General features: G+C 58.6%; 15 protein-coding genes. 8 read left to right on the top strand and 7 right to left on the bottom strand.

Going from position 1 to position 15,759, the window contains the following annotated elements; translation table 11 throughout:
* Positions 1–22 precede the first annotated feature (22 nt).
* The gene (gene serB / locus AC2FFE_RS12530) at positions 23–901 is read right to left on the bottom strand and encodes a phosphoserine phosphatase SerB (RefSeq protein WP_496819575.1); all 879 of its coding nucleotides are present in this window, start codon (positions 899–901) and stop codon (positions 23–25) included.
* Positions 902–1,058: 157 nt separating this feature from the next.
* On the opposite strand from serB, the gene AC2FFE_RS12525 reads away from it, so the two are divergent.
* Positions 1,059–2,576: a malonate--CoA ligase gene (locus tag AC2FFE_RS12525; RefSeq protein ID WP_496819574.1), complete on the top strand. Its 1,518-nt coding sequence runs from the start codon at positions 1,059–1,061 to the stop codon at positions 2,574–2,576.
* Here AC2FFE_RS12525 and AC2FFE_RS12520 read toward each other — a convergent pair.
* The 5 genes from AC2FFE_RS12520 to AC2FFE_RS12500 all read right to left on the bottom strand — a co-directional run bounded on the left by AC2FFE_RS12520 (position 2,566) and on the right by AC2FFE_RS12500 (position 8,204).
* Positions 2,566–3,300, bottom strand: a complete 735-nt coding sequence (locus AC2FFE_RS12520; protein ID WP_496846781.1) for a metallophosphoesterase family protein — start codon at positions 3,298–3,300, stop codon at positions 2,566–2,568. The genes AC2FFE_RS12525 and AC2FFE_RS12520 overlap by 11 nt on opposite strands.
* A gap of 115 nt (positions 3,301–3,415) precedes the next feature.
* A complete protein-coding gene (serA, locus tag AC2FFE_RS12515; RefSeq protein WP_496846780.1) occupies positions 3,416–5,011 on the bottom strand; it encodes a phosphoglycerate dehydrogenase in 1,596 nt (531 codons plus the stop codon).
* A 65-nt stretch (positions 5,012–5,076) separates the two neighbouring features.
* The gene (locus tag AC2FFE_RS12510) at positions 5,077–6,231 is read right to left on the bottom strand and encodes a phosphoserine transaminase (RefSeq protein ID WP_496846779.1); all 1,155 of its coding nucleotides are present in this window, start codon (positions 6,229–6,231) and stop codon (positions 5,077–5,079) included.
* 159 nt (positions 6,232–6,390) lie between these two features.
* On the bottom strand, positions 6,391–7,488 hold the full coding sequence (locus AC2FFE_RS12505) for a Gfo/Idh/MocA family protein (protein WP_496846778.1): 1,098 nt from the start codon (positions 7,486–7,488) through the stop codon (positions 6,391–6,393).
* Positions 7,489–7,499: 11 nt separating this feature from the next.
* On the bottom strand, positions 7,500–8,204 hold the full coding sequence (locus AC2FFE_RS12500; RefSeq protein WP_496819740.1) for a GntR family transcriptional regulator: 705 nt from the start codon (positions 8,202–8,204) through the stop codon (positions 7,500–7,502).
* A gap of 112 nt (positions 8,205–8,316) precedes the next feature.
* Here AC2FFE_RS12500 and AC2FFE_RS12495 point away from each other — a divergent pair, with 112 nt between their 5' ends.
* The 6 genes from AC2FFE_RS12495 to AC2FFE_RS12470 are packed head-to-tail and all read left to right on the top strand — an operon-like array spanning position 8,317 to position 13,893.
* Positions 8,317–9,471 carry an LLM class flavin-dependent oxidoreductase gene (locus tag AC2FFE_RS12495; RefSeq protein WP_496819569.1) on the top strand — a complete coding sequence of 385 codons (1,155 nt, stop codon included), beginning with the start codon at positions 8,317–8,319 and terminating at the stop codon, positions 9,469–9,471.
* Entirely contained in the window at positions 9,471–10,361 is an 891-nt protein-coding gene (locus AC2FFE_RS12490) for an aldo/keto reductase (RefSeq protein WP_496846777.1), read from the top strand. Before AC2FFE_RS12495 ends, AC2FFE_RS12490 begins: the two co-directional genes overlap by 1 nt.
* Entirely contained in the window at positions 10,361–10,876 is a 516-nt protein-coding gene (locus tag AC2FFE_RS12485) for a flavin reductase family protein (protein ID WP_480550856.1), read from the top strand. The genes AC2FFE_RS12490 and AC2FFE_RS12485 overlap by 1 nt, the downstream gene beginning before the upstream one ends.
* Before the next feature lie 53 nt (positions 10,877–10,929).
* Positions 10,930–11,517: a TRAP transporter small permease gene (locus AC2FFE_RS12480; RefSeq protein ID WP_496846776.1), complete on the top strand. Its 588-nt coding sequence runs from the start codon at positions 10,930–10,932 to the stop codon at positions 11,515–11,517.
* Positions 11,518–12,807 carry a TRAP transporter large permease gene (locus tag AC2FFE_RS12475; RefSeq protein ID WP_496819566.1) on the top strand — a complete coding sequence of 430 codons (1,290 nt, stop codon included), beginning with the start codon at positions 11,518–11,520 and terminating at the stop codon, positions 12,805–12,807.
* A gap of 24 nt (positions 12,808–12,831) precedes the next feature.
* Positions 12,832–13,893, top strand: coding sequence for a TRAP transporter substrate-binding protein (locus AC2FFE_RS12470; protein WP_496819565.1), 1,062 nt, complete (start codon positions 12,832–12,834; stop codon positions 13,891–13,893).
* Positions 13,894–13,924: 31 nt separating this feature from the next.
* On the opposite strand, the gene AC2FFE_RS12465 is transcribed toward AC2FFE_RS12470, so the two are convergent.
* The gene (locus tag AC2FFE_RS12465; protein ID WP_496819564.1) at positions 13,925–14,395 is read right to left on the bottom strand and encodes a tetratricopeptide repeat protein; all 471 of its coding nucleotides are present in this window, start codon (positions 14,393–14,395) and stop codon (positions 13,925–13,927) included.
* A 15-nt stretch (positions 14,396–14,410) separates the two neighbouring features.
* Here AC2FFE_RS12465 and AC2FFE_RS12460 point away from each other — a divergent pair, with 15 nt between their 5' ends.
* Entirely contained in the window at positions 14,411–15,679 is a 1,269-nt protein-coding gene (locus AC2FFE_RS12460; protein ID WP_496846865.1) for a cytochrome-c peroxidase, read from the top strand.
* Positions 15,680–15,759: the final 80 nt, after the last annotated feature.

Genomic DNA, 15,759 nt, shown 5'->3' with positions numbered 1-15,759 from the left:
TAAATAAAGGGAAGCCCCGCCGTTACTCAGCAGCGAACTCTGCACGCGAATAGCCCTGCAAATACAGCAGCGCTGTCAGGTCCCCGTGGTTGATCCGCACATCGCACTCTGCCGCGACCGAGGGTTTGGCATGCAGCGCCACGCCCGTGCCCGCGCGATGCAGCATGCCCAGATCATTCGCCCCGTCACCCACGGCAAGAACATCCGATTCCGCAATCCCCAACTGCGCTGTGATCCGTTCCAGAGATTCAACCTTGGCCTCGCGCCCTAGGATCGGGCGCTGAACCTCACCCGTCAGCCTACCATCCGCAGCCAGAAGCGTGTTGGCCCGGTTCTCATCAAACCCGATCAACTCGGCCACGCGGGCGGTAAAGGCTGTGAACCCGCCCGAGACGAGCGCAGCGTATCCGCCGTTTCCGCGCATTGTTGCCACCAGGGCGCGCCCACCGGGCATCAATGTGATCCTTGTGTTCAACACCTGATCAATCACCGCCTCATCCATACCTTTCAACAGACCAACCCGTTCGATCAGGGCGCCTTCGAAATCCAGTTCGCCATTCATGGCACGTGCGGTGATGTCTTTGACGCGCTCGCCGACACCGGCCTCATCGGCCAGCTCATCAATGCATTCCTGTTGGATCATCGTGCTGTCCATATCGGCCAGCAGCATCTTTTTGCGTCGCCCTTCTATAGGCTGTAGGACAAGATCCACGCCCATGGGCTGCAAGTCTGCCCAGACCTCCCATTGATTGTCGGGGCGGGCTGAAAGGTTGAATTCTGCCGCTTCATCGGGGCTGAGCCAGATAACATCTTCGCCGCCCCACGCGTTTCGCAAAGACTCGACCAGCGAAGTGTCCAGCGCGGGCGCAGTGGGGGTGGTCAGCAAAGTGGCAACAAACATCTCAGGTCTCCGGCAAACTGCCTTGCGCATATCGCAGGTGCAGCATTTTCACCAGTGTTCGATGGGCATTCACCCCGGAAATATCTGGGATTCGGGTCTTGTCCGCCTCGGATTTCCCGGTCAGGTTCAGGGCGCAGCGCACCGAAGGGAATAGACAATGGCCAACCCGCTTTATGATCGTTTGTTCGACGTCCATGCGGGGAAAGAGACGCCTTTTCTGCACCTGCCCGATGGCCACACCATCACACACGCCGCATTCCTGAACATGGTCGCACAAATCGCCAATGCGCTGACGGCGCTTGGGCTGAAACCGGGAGACAGGGTTGCGGTTCAGGTTGAAAAGTCACCTCAAATGCTGGCGCTCTATGCCGCCTGCGCGCAGGCCGGGCTGATCTTCCTGCCGCTGAACACCGCCTATAAAACGGCGGAACTGACCTATTTTGTCGAAAACAGCGGGGCGTCTTTGGTTGTCTGCGACGCGGTCAATCAAGCTGAGCTAACCGCTATCTCACACGCTCAGAATGCCAAGGTGGAAACACTGAACGGGAATGGCAGCGGCAGTCTGATACACAACGCACAGACCATGCCAACCCATTTCGAGACGGTGAACCGGGCTGAGGATGATCTGGCCGCGTTCCTTTACACCTCGGGCACCACCGGACGATCCAAAGGGGCCATGCTGACCCATAGAAACCTGCTGTCCAATGCGGAAACGCTAGTGCGAGAATGGCGATTTACCCGTGACGATGTGCTGTTGCACGCGCTGCCGATCTTTCACACCCACGGGCTGTTTGTGGCAACAAATGTGATCCTTGCCTCAGGCGGGTCAATGATCTTTCTGCCGAAATTTGATCTGGACGACATGCTACGCCTGATGCCAAAGGCGACATCGATGATGGGGGTGCCCACCTTCTACACCCGGCTGCTGGGCGATGATCGATTCAATGGCGATCTGACCAGCCATATGCGGCTGTTCATCTCAGGCTCGGCCCCTCTGCTGGCGGAAACCCATGAGCGGTTCGAGGCCCACACCGGCCATCGCATTCTGGAACGCTATGGCATGACCGAAACCAACATGAACACCTCAAACCCCTATGATGGCGAACGCCGCGCGGGGACGGTTGGCCTCCCTCTGCCTGATGTCGAGCTGAAAGTGACCGACCCGGACAATGGAGAGACCCTTTCACAAGGCGAGATCGGTATGATCGAGGTGCGCGGTCCGAACGTGTTTCAGGGGTATTGGCAGATGCCCGAGAAAACTGCCGCCGAACTACGTGAGGATGGGTACTTCATCACCGGCGATCTGGGTCGTGTGGACGAAGATGGCTATGTCCACATCGTCGGACGCGGCAAGGACCTGATCATCTCGGGCGGGTTCAACATCTACCCCAAAGAGCTAGAGCTACTGTTGGACGACCAACCCGGCGTGTTGGAAAGCGCTGTGATCGGCGTACCGCACCCGGATTTCGGCGAGACCGTTCTGGGCATCATCGTACCTTTTCCCGGCAAGTCGCCTGACCTGGCCGCGATCATGGCCTCGGTTCAGAACGACCTCGCCCGGTTCAAGCATCCGCGCGAGTTGATCCTGATGGACGCCCTGCCGCGCAACACGATGGGCAAGGTCCAAAAGAACGCCTTGCGCGAACAATTCAAGGACAGATTCGTCAAAGGTTAGGTATCAATGGCATACGACCGTTTTCGGTCAACAGCCAGCAATCCCGGCCTTCGAACACGGCCGGGACCAGCGGTCGGCCCATCCCGGCGCCGCCGTCCAGATTGATCCGGTTGCCACGATGTTCGGCCCGTAGGGCGGGCGTGTGCCCGTGTACAATCAGACAGGGATGAGGTCGCGGATCGTCCAGAAACTCACCCCGTATCCAGACCAGATCGTCCTCGGCTTGGTCCGCCAAGGGCACACCAGGCCGAATGCCTGCATGGGCAAAAAACACCTCGCCCTCTTGATGATGTGTCACAACGCTGTTCAGGAAGTTGATGTGCTTATCTGGAACAACCGCGCGTACCCGCTCCAAAATCCGGTAGATACGGTCATCGTCCGAGAATTCGATACCGTAAGAGGCCAAGGTCTCTGCCCCGCCCAGACGATGATGCAACCAGTGTTCCCCAACGCGCAATTTGGCCTCAGCTGTAGAGCCATCGCGCAGGAAACGCGCAAACATCCGGTCGTGATTGCCAAGCAGGCAGACCCAGTTTCGCCCAGCGCAAAGCTCTGCGGCCAGAAGGCCCAAAACTGCGCAACTGTCCGGGCCACGATCCACATAATCACCCAGGAACACGACACGAGCGTCCGGCCCACCGTCGCGTTCGATCAGGTCCAATGCTTCTTGCAGCATCCCAAGCTGCCCGTGAATGTCGCCAACGGCGTAGATCGGAGCGGTCACCGCGATATCTCTCGGTAAGACAAGCACATTTTCGGCCCTGTATGGCAGACTAAGAAAGAAAACACCCGCGCCTGAGTTGGCGCGGGTGGAAGATGTCTCAAAAACTCAACACTCGTTACGCAACGTCGAATTCCAACGGTTTGATCTGCGTGAACAAGCCTGTCTCGGCCAGCTTGGCGCGGGCTTCGGCAGGGACCGGCTCGTCCACATAAAGCAGCGCGATGGCCTCGCCACCCGCCTCGGATCGGCCAAGGGTAAAGTTGGCGATGTTCACGTCGTTCTCGCCCATGGTCTGACCCAGCGCACCGATGATGCCCGGCACGTCTTCGTTGGTGGTATAGAGCATATGCGCACCCACCTCGGCATCGATATTGATCCCCTTGATTTGGATGAACCGCGGCTTGCCATCGCTGAACACAGTCCCACCGATGGATCGTTCGCGTTTCTCGGTCACAACGGTCACCTTGATGTAACCTTCGAACGCACCCGATTTGTCCTGATTGGTGGTCGAAATCTGGATGCCCCGTTCTTTTGCAACCACCGGGGCCGAGACCATGTTCACTTCCGGGTTAAACTTCTTCATGATCCCCGCCACGACCGAGCAGTTCAGCGCAGCCAGGTTCATCTCGGCCGCAACACCGTCATAAAGGATGTTGATCGCCTTGATCGGCTCATCCGTCATCTGGCCGATGAAGCTGCCCAGATGTCCGGCCAGCTTGATCCACGGACCCATAACTTTGGCCTCTTCCGCCGTCACGCTGGGCATGTTCAGCGCGTTTTCAACAGCACCGGTGAGCAGATAGTTCGAGATTTGTTCAGCCACCTGCAGCGCGACGTTTTCCTGCGCCTCGGTTGTCGCCGCGCCAAGGTGAGGCGTGCAGACCACGTTCGGCAGGTTGAACAGGGCGTTTTCCTTGGCAGGTTCCTCACTGAACACATCAAAGGCCGCGCCAGCCACGTGACCCGATTGTAACGCCTCAGCCAGCGCGTCTTCGTCGACCAGGCCACCACGGGCGCAGTTAACAATCCGCACTCCCGGTTTGCTCTTGGCAAGGTTTTCTCGGCTCAGGATGTTGCGCGTCTGATCCGTCAGCGGCACGTGCAAAGTGATAAAGTCAGCGCGGGCCAGCAGCTCGTCCAGCTCGACCTTTTCAACACCCATCTGCGCGGCTTTCTCTTCGCCCAGATAGGGGTCGTAAGCCACAACCTTCATCTTCAGGCCAAGCGCGCGTTCACACACGATACCGCCAATGTTGCCCGCACCAATCACGCCAAGGGTCTTGTTGGTTAGCTCAATGCCCATAAACTTGGACTTTTCCCATTTACCTGCATGGGTCGAGGTGCTGGCCTCGGGGATTTGCCTTGCCACGGCAAACATCATCGCAATCGCGTGCTCGGCGGTGGTGATCATGTTGCCGAAGGGTGTGTTCATCACGATCACGCCCTTTTTCGACGCCGCATCCTTGTCGATATTGTCAGTTCCGATCCCGGCACGACCGATCACTTTCAGTTTGTCTGCTTTCTCCAGAATGGTCGGTGTAACCTTGGTGGCAGAACGAATGGCAAGACCGTCATACTGACCGATCACCTCGGCCAGTTTGTCTTTGTCCTTACCCAAGTCGGGCATGAAATCCACGTCGATACCGCGATCGCGGAAGATCTGCACGGCGGTTTCGCTGAGCTTGTCAGATACGAGTACTTTGGGGGCCATAGTCTCTGGTCCTTGAATGTAATGAGAAGTCCGGGCCGATGCGGCCCGGTGAAGATGGGATGCGATCAGGCGGCTTCTGTTTGCGCCGCGATTTCGGCCTCAAAGGCCCATGCCAGCCAAGGCAGCATCGCTTCGATATCCGAGGTCTCGACCGTACCGCCGCACCAGATTCGCAAGCCCGCAGGCGCATCGCGATAGCCACCGATGTCCAAGGCAATATTCTCGGTCTCAAGCCGTTTGGCCACGGCTTTCGCGAATGCTGAACCGTCCTGAATGCGCCCATCTGTGAATTTCAGGCAGACCGAGGTGTTCGATTGCGTCGCCGCATCTTCGGCCAGATTGGCGATCCAGTCATTCTGGTCGCAGAAGGCGTGAACCGCCCCGGCATTGGCATCGGCACGGGCGATCAGCCCCTGCAACCCACCAACCGAACGCGCCCAGTCCAGCGCGAACAGGTAATCCTCAACCGCCAGCATCGAAGGCGTGTTAATTGTCGCCCCGGTAAAGATACCGTCGATCAGCTTGCCGCCTTTGGTCAGGCGGAAAATCTTTGGCAGCGGCCATGCTGGCGTATAGCTTTCCAGCCGTTCCACCGCGCGCGGGCTCAGGATCAGCATCCCGTGAGCCGCTTCACCGCCCAGCACCTTCTGCCAGCTGAAGGTGGTAACATCCAGTTTGTCCCAGGGCAGGTCCATCGCAAACGCTGCCGAGGTCGCATCGCAAATCGTCAGGCCCTGACGGTCATCCTCAATCCAGTCGCCATTGGGAACCCGCACGCCCGAAGTTGTACCATTCCACGTAAACACAACGTCGTTGGCAAAATCGACAGAGGCGAGATCGACGATCTGTCCGTAGTCGGCTGTCTTATTCTCGGCGTCGATCTTCAGCTGCTTGACCACATCTGTGACCCAGCCCGCGCCAAAGCTTTCCCAGGCCAGCATCTCAACCTTGCGTTCACCCAGAAGCGACCAAAGCGCCATCTCAACCGCGCCAGTATCCGAGGCGGGAACGATGCCGATTTTGTAGTCTGCCGGAATGCCCAGCACCTCACGCGTGCCTTCAATGGCCGCTTTCAGCTTGTCCTTGCCAACAGCAGCACGGTGCGACCGGCCCAGCGCAGCATCGGCCAGTTTGGATAGATCAAATGTGGGGGGTTTGGCACAAGGGCCCGAGGAAAAACGCGGATTGGCCGGCCGCGCCGCCGGTTGTTCGATATTCATGTGTATTACCCTTCCAGATACACGCCCCTCGTTGGGGAGGGGTGTCCCACGGGCAGAGCTATTGCCTGGAAAACTGCTCAGCAAGCAGAAAAGACCTTTCCGATGTCAAAAACGACACCGGAAATCGCGTTTATCGGGAACACAGGTTTCCTATCGGCATCACAGATCGAAGCGAACCGTCTCTCCAGTGGCCAGCGCCTGCTGCGCCGCCAACCCCATACGAACTGCCCATAGCCCATCCTGAAGCGACACATCCGGCGCAGAACGTTGGCCGCGCACAAGTTCCAGAAACCCCTGATGTTGATAGAAGGTCGAGCCATTGTGGTCCCCAGCCGCCAACAGCTTTGGGTCAACCGGGATGTCTTTTGACACAGGTCCTTTCGGATCACGCGGGCTGACAATCAGCTGTGGCACCGGGGGCTCACCCAAATGATCAGGCCAGAACCGACCCGGACCGGGCACCAACGCCTCGATCTTGGCCTTGGGGCCGACGGCTGAGACCTCTTCCTGGTAGCGAGAGCCTTCGGCGAACATGCATAGTTCCAGCATCGCCCGCGCGCCGTTGGCGAAATCGACCAAGACATAACCGTGATCCAGGATATCCGGTGTCTCACCGCTGTAGCTTTCATCCAAATGGTTAACCGCCTGCCCGCCGCTGGCGGTGATCCGCACCGGGTCGGAATTCAGGATAAGGCGCATCAGGTCGAAGAAGTGGCAACACTTCTCAACAAAGGTCCCGCCGGTGTTACGGTTGAACCGGTTCCAGTCGCCAACTTTGGTCAGAAACGGAAAGCGATGTTCGCGGATCGACAGCATCTGGACGCCGCCCGTCACACCCGCCTGATCAATCAAAGCCGCAATGGGCGGCATATAGCGGTACTCCATCGCCACCCAGATCGGATGGGGGTAGTCCCGCTGCACCTGCTCAAGCCGCGCGGCATCCTGCGGGTCGGTGAACAAGGGCTTCTCGACCAACAATGGCAATGGGCGCGTTTCTGCGATCTCGCAAATCTGGTTCACATGTAGATGGTTGGGGCTTGCGATGATGATGCAATCCAGATCCTCGACCGCCAGCAACTCCTGCACGGACCCCACTATGACCGCATCCGGCGCTATAGCTTGCGCCGCTTTCGCCATGCCCGGGTCCGGCTCATAAATCGCCGCGACACGCGTACCCTCCAGCAAAGCAATATTGTGCAGATGCTCCTGCCCCATCATGCCGCATCCGATCAGCCCGTAGTGGATGGTCCGGGTCATGCGTTTTCCTTTTACTTCAGACGTTGGACATAGGTGGCCCGATCCGGGTCGAACCATGTCTTTGAGAACTCGACCGGTTCGGCCTTTTCCGACCAGCTGAACCGCTCGATATACCCCACCGTTTCCCCGGCAGGTTTGGTGAAAGTCTCCGGCGTCCAGTCGGGCAGTTTCCCGACCGAAACCCTGTCTTCGGCCCGCGTAATCCAGAACCCAAGCTGGTGCTGATAGTAGCGATAGAGCGAGTCCGATAGCAGGCTGCGATCGATCCGACCGGCTGATTCGTCCAGCCAGATCTCCTCAACCGCGATGATTGTGTCATTCAGATAGCGCATCCGCCGTACGCGTGAGCCTCGGCTTGATGCCCCGAACCCAGGCAGATCGGCGGGCTTTTCCACCTGATCCACGGACAGAATATCCGCACGCGGCAACCCCCCACCTTCGGGCAGTTCCAGCCGGAACATCGCATAGACGCTGTTTTGCGTTCCAGTCTCGCGCACATAGTTGCCCGAGCCTTGTATCCGCTCCAGCATCCCTTTTTTCTCAAGCTCGGCGAGCGATTTTCGCAGCGTCCCGACCGAAACCTTGAGCTCGGATGCCATGTCCCGTTCCGGCGGCAGACGCTCGCCATCAATCATGCGACCTGCCGCGATTTCGCGGATCAGCAGCTCTGCGATCTGAACATAGATCGGCAAGGCATTGGGATTTCGGCTGTTCATGGTCACTTGCGCGCGCTTCACTGGGTCGCAGGAAAAATTGATACACTATTGATCTACATCAATGTGCTTGCTACGCAAGAGGAAAGTCAAAGATGTACGGAGTGTGAATCAAATGACCATCGTCCCCATCACATCCCCCGATCTGGATGCGGCCGAGGTTTCGTGGTTTGCAGCACTTTGCTCGGATGATTATCAGTTTCTTGGCGTACCTGACGGCAATCTGCGCTCGAGCTGGGATCATTGTTCCGGCATCGTCAAAGAGGCCGAAGCGCAGGGGTTCCGCAACATCCTGTGCCCCTCGTCCTATCAGGTCGGTCAGGACACGCTGAGTTTCGTCGCCGGCTGCGCCCCGATCACCGAAAAGATCAACCTGCTGGCCGCCGTGCGGTGCGGTGAGATGCAGCCGATCATGCTGGCCCGTACCATTGCAACGCTGGACCACATGCTGAAGGGTCGGCTGACAGTCAACATCATCTCCTCAGATTTCCCCGGTGAGAAAGCCGATAGCGCGTTCCGCTATCAGCGCTCGCGCGAAGTGGTCGAGATCCTGAAACAGGCCTGGACGCAGGATGAGATCAATCATGCGGGCGAAGTCTACAATTTCTCAGGGCTGACTACTGACCCGGCAAAACCGTACCAGACCGGCGGTCCGCTTCTGTATTTCGGTGGCTACTCTCCGTCCGCTCTGGACCTGTGCGGTGAGCATTGCGATGTCTACCTGATGTGGCCCGAAACCAAGGACCAGCTAGCCGAGCGTATGAAGGCCGTTCACGCCGTGGCCGAGAATTACAACCGCACGTTGGATTACGGCCTGCGCGTCCACATGATTGTGCGCGATACCGAGGCCGAGGCGCAGGAGTATGCGGATTACATCGTCTCTAAACTGGATGACGAATATGGCCGTGCGATCCGGGAACGGGCGCTGGATTCAACCTCGCTGGGCGTGGCGCATCAGGCCAAGAACCGCGATCTGGCGGATGAATACGGCTATGTCGAGCCGGGTCTGTGGACGGGCGTGGGCCGGGCACGTTCCGGCTGTGGAGCGGCTCTGGTGGGCTCGACCGATCAGGTCATAACCAAGATCGAAGAATACCAGAAGATGGGCATCCGCGCTTTCATCTTCTCAGGTTATCCACACATGGATGAGGCCAAGCATTTTGGCGCCCGCGTGATGCCCAACCTGAAAACCTGCTCGCTGCCCGAAGCCTATGGGCGCGTGCCTGCAACATCCCCGGCGACCCCGCTGGGCAACGGAGTTCGTCGCTGATGCAACGTGTGAAACTATCCGACACGCTGGAAATGAGCCGCCTTGTCTATGGCATGTGGCGGCTGGGCGATGACAGCGATACGTCTGTGGGCCATGTCGAGGCCAAGATACAGGCTTGTCTGGATCAGGGCATTACCACATTCGATCAGGCCGATATCTATGGCGGTTACGCGGCCGAGGCGGTTCTGGGCAACGCGCTGCGCGCCAATCCCAGCCTGCGCAAGCGGATGGAAATCGTCACCAAGTGCGACATCATCGCGCCGATGGGCCGGTATGCGGATGCCAAGGTCAAATATTACGACACATCGCGTGACCATATTTTGAAATCAGTCGACACATCGCTGACAGAAATGGCGATTGATCATATCGACCTGCTGCTGATCCACCGCCCCGACCCGTTCATGGACCACCATGAGACCGGCGCCGCGCTAGATGAAGTTGTTGCCAGCGGCAAGGTTGGTGCGGTTGGGGTGTCGAACTTCCGCCCCTGGGACTGGTCGCTGCTGCAATCAGCGATGAAGACGCAGCTGGTCACTAACCAGATCGAAATTTCCCTCGGTGAGATCAGCCCTTTCACGAATGGTGATCTGGCATTCCACCAACAAAATGGGCAGCCGATCATGGCGTGGTCACCGCTAGGGGGCGGGCTTTTGATGGCCGGAAACCCGCCGGTGGGCGTTGTCGCGGACGAAATCGCAGCCGAGTTTGGCGTGGATCGCGCCGCCGTCGCGGTGGCGTTCCTGTTGGCTCACCCCGCGAACATCCTGCCGGTTATGGGCACAAATAACCTGAACCGCATCAAAACCATCTCGGACGCTCTGAAAGTCAAACTGGATCGTGAAAGCTGGTATCGCCTCTATGAGGCGGCATTGGGCCATGAGGTACCATGATGAATGCAATCTCAAAGGACATGACCCACACCTTCGTTCCACATAAGGACGACACCCGCACCCTGCGCGATGCGTTTGGGCGGTTTGCCACAGGCGTCACCATCGTAACCTGCAACAGTACCGATGGCCCGGTGTGCATCACCGCCAATAGCTTTTCGTCACTATCGCTGGACCCACCGCTGATCATGTGGGCAGGCGATCGCAACTCACGCCGTTTTCCCTATTTTCACAAGGCCCGCCATTTCACCGTACATGTGCTATCGTCCGAACAGGCAGAGCTGTGCTTTGGGTGCTCCAAAGACGCCCACGCCCTGCGTGAGATCGAACATGAGCGCTGCGAGAATGGTACGCCGCTGCTGTCGGATTGCCTGGCGCGGTTTGAATGCGAACAACATGCCTATCACGATGCGGGCGATCATGTGATCGTAGTGGGCAAAGTCCTGAAGGCCAGCATGAGCGATGGAGACGCGCTGACCTTCTATGCCGGGAAACTCGGCCAATTCGCGCAACACTAAGCGCGATCTGACGACCGCAGGAGAAACCTGCGGCTGCACAAGGGAGGATCCGCATGGGCGGACTGGCATCGGTGCTTGCGCCGATTGCATTCGTGAACGAAACCGCGCTGCGTCTGGGCCGCGCGGTTGGTGTCGTTGCGATTGCATTGATGGTGATCGCGATCCTGATTCAGGTGTTCTTTCGATACGTGCTGGGCAATGCTCTGCCCTGGCCGGATGAAGCCGCGCGATTCTGTATGTTGTGGATGACCGGCCTGATGGCCCCCACCGCCTTTCGGCGCGGTGGCTTTGTGGCCATCGACATGGTGCCATTGATGCTGCCGCGCGTTGTCGGGCAGGTGCTGACCCTGTTCCTGCTGGTGGTCTCACTGGCGGTGTTGCTGGTCGCCGTTAATATCGGATGGTCCGAGGTCACCGGATTTGGCGGCAAATTCGCGACTGCTGCTTTGTACCTGCCCACCTCCCTCGGGTTCGACGAATGGTATCGCATCCCGCGCAGCTGGATGATGGCCTCACTGCTGGTGGGGATCATCCTGCTGATTTCGGTCAACATCGAACTGATTTTGCGATCCTTCATCACCTTGCTGGGTGGAGGTCACCTGTTGCCCGAAATTCCTGATGCGGCAGTGGGGGCCGAATAAATGCTAATCTGGTTCCTGCCCACCTTTCTGATCTTCCTGCTGATCGGCCTGCCGGTCTTCTTCGCCCTTCTGGCCGCGCCCGGTATCCTGCTGTGGCTAAACGGACAGACAAACGACATCACGCTGCTTTATCGCAATGTTTATAACGGCATGGACAGCTTCCCACTGATGGCGATCCCCTTCTTCATGCTGGCCGGAGAGCTGATGAATCGCGGCGGCATCACCATTCGTCTGGTCGAATTCTCACAAGCCCTGATGGGCCACCTGCGCGGCGGGCTGGCCCATGTGAACGTGCTGAGTTCGATTCTGTTCGCGGGCCTTTCAGGGTCCGCCGTGGCGGACACTTCTGCACTGGGGTCGATGCTGATCCCGGCGATGGAGAAACAGGGCTACACCCGCAAGTTCGCCGCCGCGATCACAGCGGCAAGTTCAGTGATCGGGCCGATTATCCCGCCTTCGGGCATCATGATCATCTACGCATATGTCATGGGTGAAAGCGTCGCTGCCCTGTTCCTTGCGGGCATCGTGCCGGGTGTGATGGTCGGCGTTGGTCTGATGCTGATGATCAAGCTGATGGCCGACCGTTACGACTTTCCCGTCGCCAGCCGCAAATACACATGGCCCGAACGCCGTCAGGCCAGCCTGAAAGCCTTCTTCCCGCTGATGACACCAGTCATCATTCTGGGCGGTATTCTGGGCGGTATCTTCACCCCGACTGAGGCTGCGGCAGTCGCCGTGGGCTATGCCTTCATCATCGGCTTCTTCATCCTGCGGACATTGACATGGAAAGAGGTACCCGAGGTGCTCAGCAATGCGGGCATGACTTCAGCCGTCGTCCTGCTGCTGGTCGGTGCGGCAATGGCGTTCAAGACCGTGGTCAGCCTCAGCCATGCGCCGGAACAACTGGCCTCGCTGATCCTCAGCCTGTCGGAAAACCCGCTAATCCTGCTGTTCCTGATCAACCTGCTTCTGTTCGTCGTCGGCATGTTTCTGGACGCTGGCCCTGCGATCATCATCCTTGGACCCATCCTTGGACCCATCTTCACCAGCCTCGGCGTGGACCCGATCCACTTTGCGATCATCATGAGCGTCAACCTGACCGTCGGTCTGGCCACCCCGCCGATGGGCTTGGTTCTGTTCGTGGCCGCAGCCGTATCGCGCGAACGGGTCGAGACCATCGCCAAGGCGATCCTGCCGTTCCTGGCCGTCGAAATTATCGTGATCTTCCTGATCACATATATCCCCGCACTATCCATGACGATCCCGAGGATAACGGGATTTGCAAACTAACTGAGATCCATAGGGAGGAAACGCATGCTCAGAAACTTCATCAAAACCGCCGCGGTAGCCACGTCGCTGGTGGCGGCATCTGCCATTGCCGCAACAGCCGCCGACTACACGTTGCGCGCCACGGCCAACTCGAATGAAAACGATGAGGACTATGACGGTCTGATCGTGTTCAAGAACTATGTCGAGGCCGCGTCGAACGGCGCTATCGAGGTTGAACTGTTCATCGGCACCCAGCTGTGTTCGAACGGTGCAGAATGCCTACAAGGTGTGGCTGACGGCACCATCGACATCTATATTTCCACCTCGGGCGGGGCCTCGGGCATCTTCCCATATGTGCAAGTGCTGGACCTGCCCTATCTGATGGCCGATGACCGGATTGCTGAACACGTGTTGTCAGGCGATTTCACCCGCACTATGCGCGATATGGCGCTGGAAGATTCCGGCGGCGCGATCCGTCTGATGACCATCGGCAACACCGGCGGCTGGCGCAACTTTGCCAACACGCAACGTCGCGTGGCCGAGCCCGCCGATATGGAAGGTCTGAAAATCCGCACCGTGGTTGCCGACCTACCGCAGGAACTGGTCAAGGCGCTTGGTGCATCGCCTACCCCGATCCCGTGGCCTGAACTGTTCACCAGCTTCCAGACTGGCGTCGTTGAGGGTTCCAAAAACGGCATCACAGACATCATGGGCATGAAATTCCCGGATGCGGGCTTGCAATATGTCACGCTGGACGGCCACGCCTATATGGGCGCGCTGTGGTGGATGAACAATGCGAAGTTCCAGGAAATGCCCGAGGATATGCGCCGCGTCGTGGTCGATGGCTTCTATGCGCTGCAACAGGCCACCTTTGCCTCGCCCAAGCGCAAGTCGATTCAGGCCTATGAAGACTTCGTCGCCGGTGGCGGTGACCTCTATGTTCTGACACCCGATCAGAAGGCCGCGTTCAAAGAGGCCGCAACGCCTGTTTATGACTGGTTCCAGTCGAACGTCGCCCGTGGCGATGAGATCTTTGTTGCGCTGACGGATGCAGTGGCAGCAGCTGAGGCCGATGTAAACGCCTCACGCGACGCAGACCTGAACTAAGCTAACGGGTCGGGCCCTGGTGGCCCGGCCCTTACCGAAACGGGTACATCCACCCTTTGTAGTCGTTCACCAGCACATGCGCTTTATCGATTTGCTCCGGCGACATCTTCTTGACCACTTCCTCAAGGCTGATCGCCGCGTCGGGATCGCCGCCAATGGCGCTGAGCGTGTACCACATGTAAGCGCGCACCAGATCGGGCGCGGGCATGCCCAACCCCAGCTCATAGTACCAGCCGACACCCGACTGAGCACCCGGATGTCCTTTCATCGACGCGCGCAGGTACCATTCGAACGCACGCTCATAGTCTTGTTCGACACCCAGCCCCAGCCCGTACATCACACCGATCAATTCCTCGGCCTCGGCATTGCCCGACCGCGCCGCTGGCAACAGCTCCTCACGCGCGGCCTCGAATTCCCCAGCTTCCATCATGTCGCGCGCCTGTTCCAATTCGGCCACCGCCGGGGATGCGAACAGGCAAAGGGCATATACAAACTGACGCATGGGATAGTGTTCCTCTTGGCCGGGGCTGCGGTGGCGCAGGATTTGCCACGCCCGCTGACCGATGCAGATTTCATCCCCTTTGATATGGAACAGGCCACCATTGGTCATCAACTGTTTTACGATCCGATCCTGTCGGGCAACCAGAACATCAGCTGCGCCCATTGCCATCACCCGGATTTCGGCACCTCGGATGGACTGTCTTTGGGCATTGGCGAAGGTGGTGAGGGTCTGGGCCCGGAGCGCACACCCGGCACCGGGATCGATAGAATCCGCAAGCGCATTCCCCGCAATTCACCTGGGCTGTGGAACCTCGGCGCTAAGGACCACCACACGGTGTTTCACGATGGCCGCCTCAGCATATCGGATGTCTACGGCAATGGGTTTAATTCACCAGCGCAGGAGTGGTTGCCCAAAGGGCTGAACTCGTTACTCGCCGCGCAGGCGCTGTTTCCCTTGACGTCGCAATTCGAGATGGCCGGGAATGTCGGCGAAAATCAGGTGACCGGAGCGGTCGCCGACCGGATCGATCTGGGATGGCCCATTCTGGCCAAACGCGTCCGCACCGATCCGCGCTACGGCCCCGCAATTATAAAGGCGTTCGACGAAGTCGAAAACACCGAAGACATCACAATCACCCAGATCGCGAATGCCCTGGCCGCGTTCATGGCCATCGAATGGCGCAGCACCGACAGCCCGTTTGATCAGTATCTGGCGGGTGATGCCACGGCGCTCACGGACGCTCAGATAGATGGTATGATGCTGTTCTATGGCAAGGCCAATTGCGCGGCCTGCCATGCCGGCCCTTTGATGACAGATCAACAATTTCACGCTTTGGGCCTGCCCCCGTTTGGCCCTGGGCGAACCCGCCAATGGGATCCTTACGCCCGCGACGTGGGCCGCATGGGCGAAAGCAATCGGATCGAGGATGCCTATCGCTTCCGCACCCCCATGCTGCGTAACGTCGCCCTGACCGCGCCCTATGGCCATAACGGGGCTTTTCCAGATCTGGACACGATGATCCGCCACCATTTGAACCCGCAGGCCAGCCTTTCTAAGTGGACGCCGGACTCGGCGGCCCTGCCCGCGGTCCCATGGCTGCAAAAAGCGGATTTTGTCGTCTGGCAAGACCGGCTCGAAATGCAGCGTGTGCGCAATACAATCGACATTTCCCCGGTGGTTCTTACCGACACGGAAATCAACGCCCTCCTCGCGTTTCTAAACGCTTTGACAGGCGCGACTGTGGGCACTCCGCCGTTTGGTGTGCCCAAAGATTTCAAGCCATAGAGAGTACTCCCCCTTTGGGGGTGGATGTTTTTATTCAGCGGCTTCGATGTATTCGGTCATTGGGGGGCATGTGCATATGA

The sequence above is a fragment of the Ruegeria sp. YTSA168 genome, assembly GCF_059610045.1.
The sequence above is the reverse complement of the archived record's forward strand: the minus strand, read 5'-3'. Positions and strand labels throughout refer to the sequence as shown.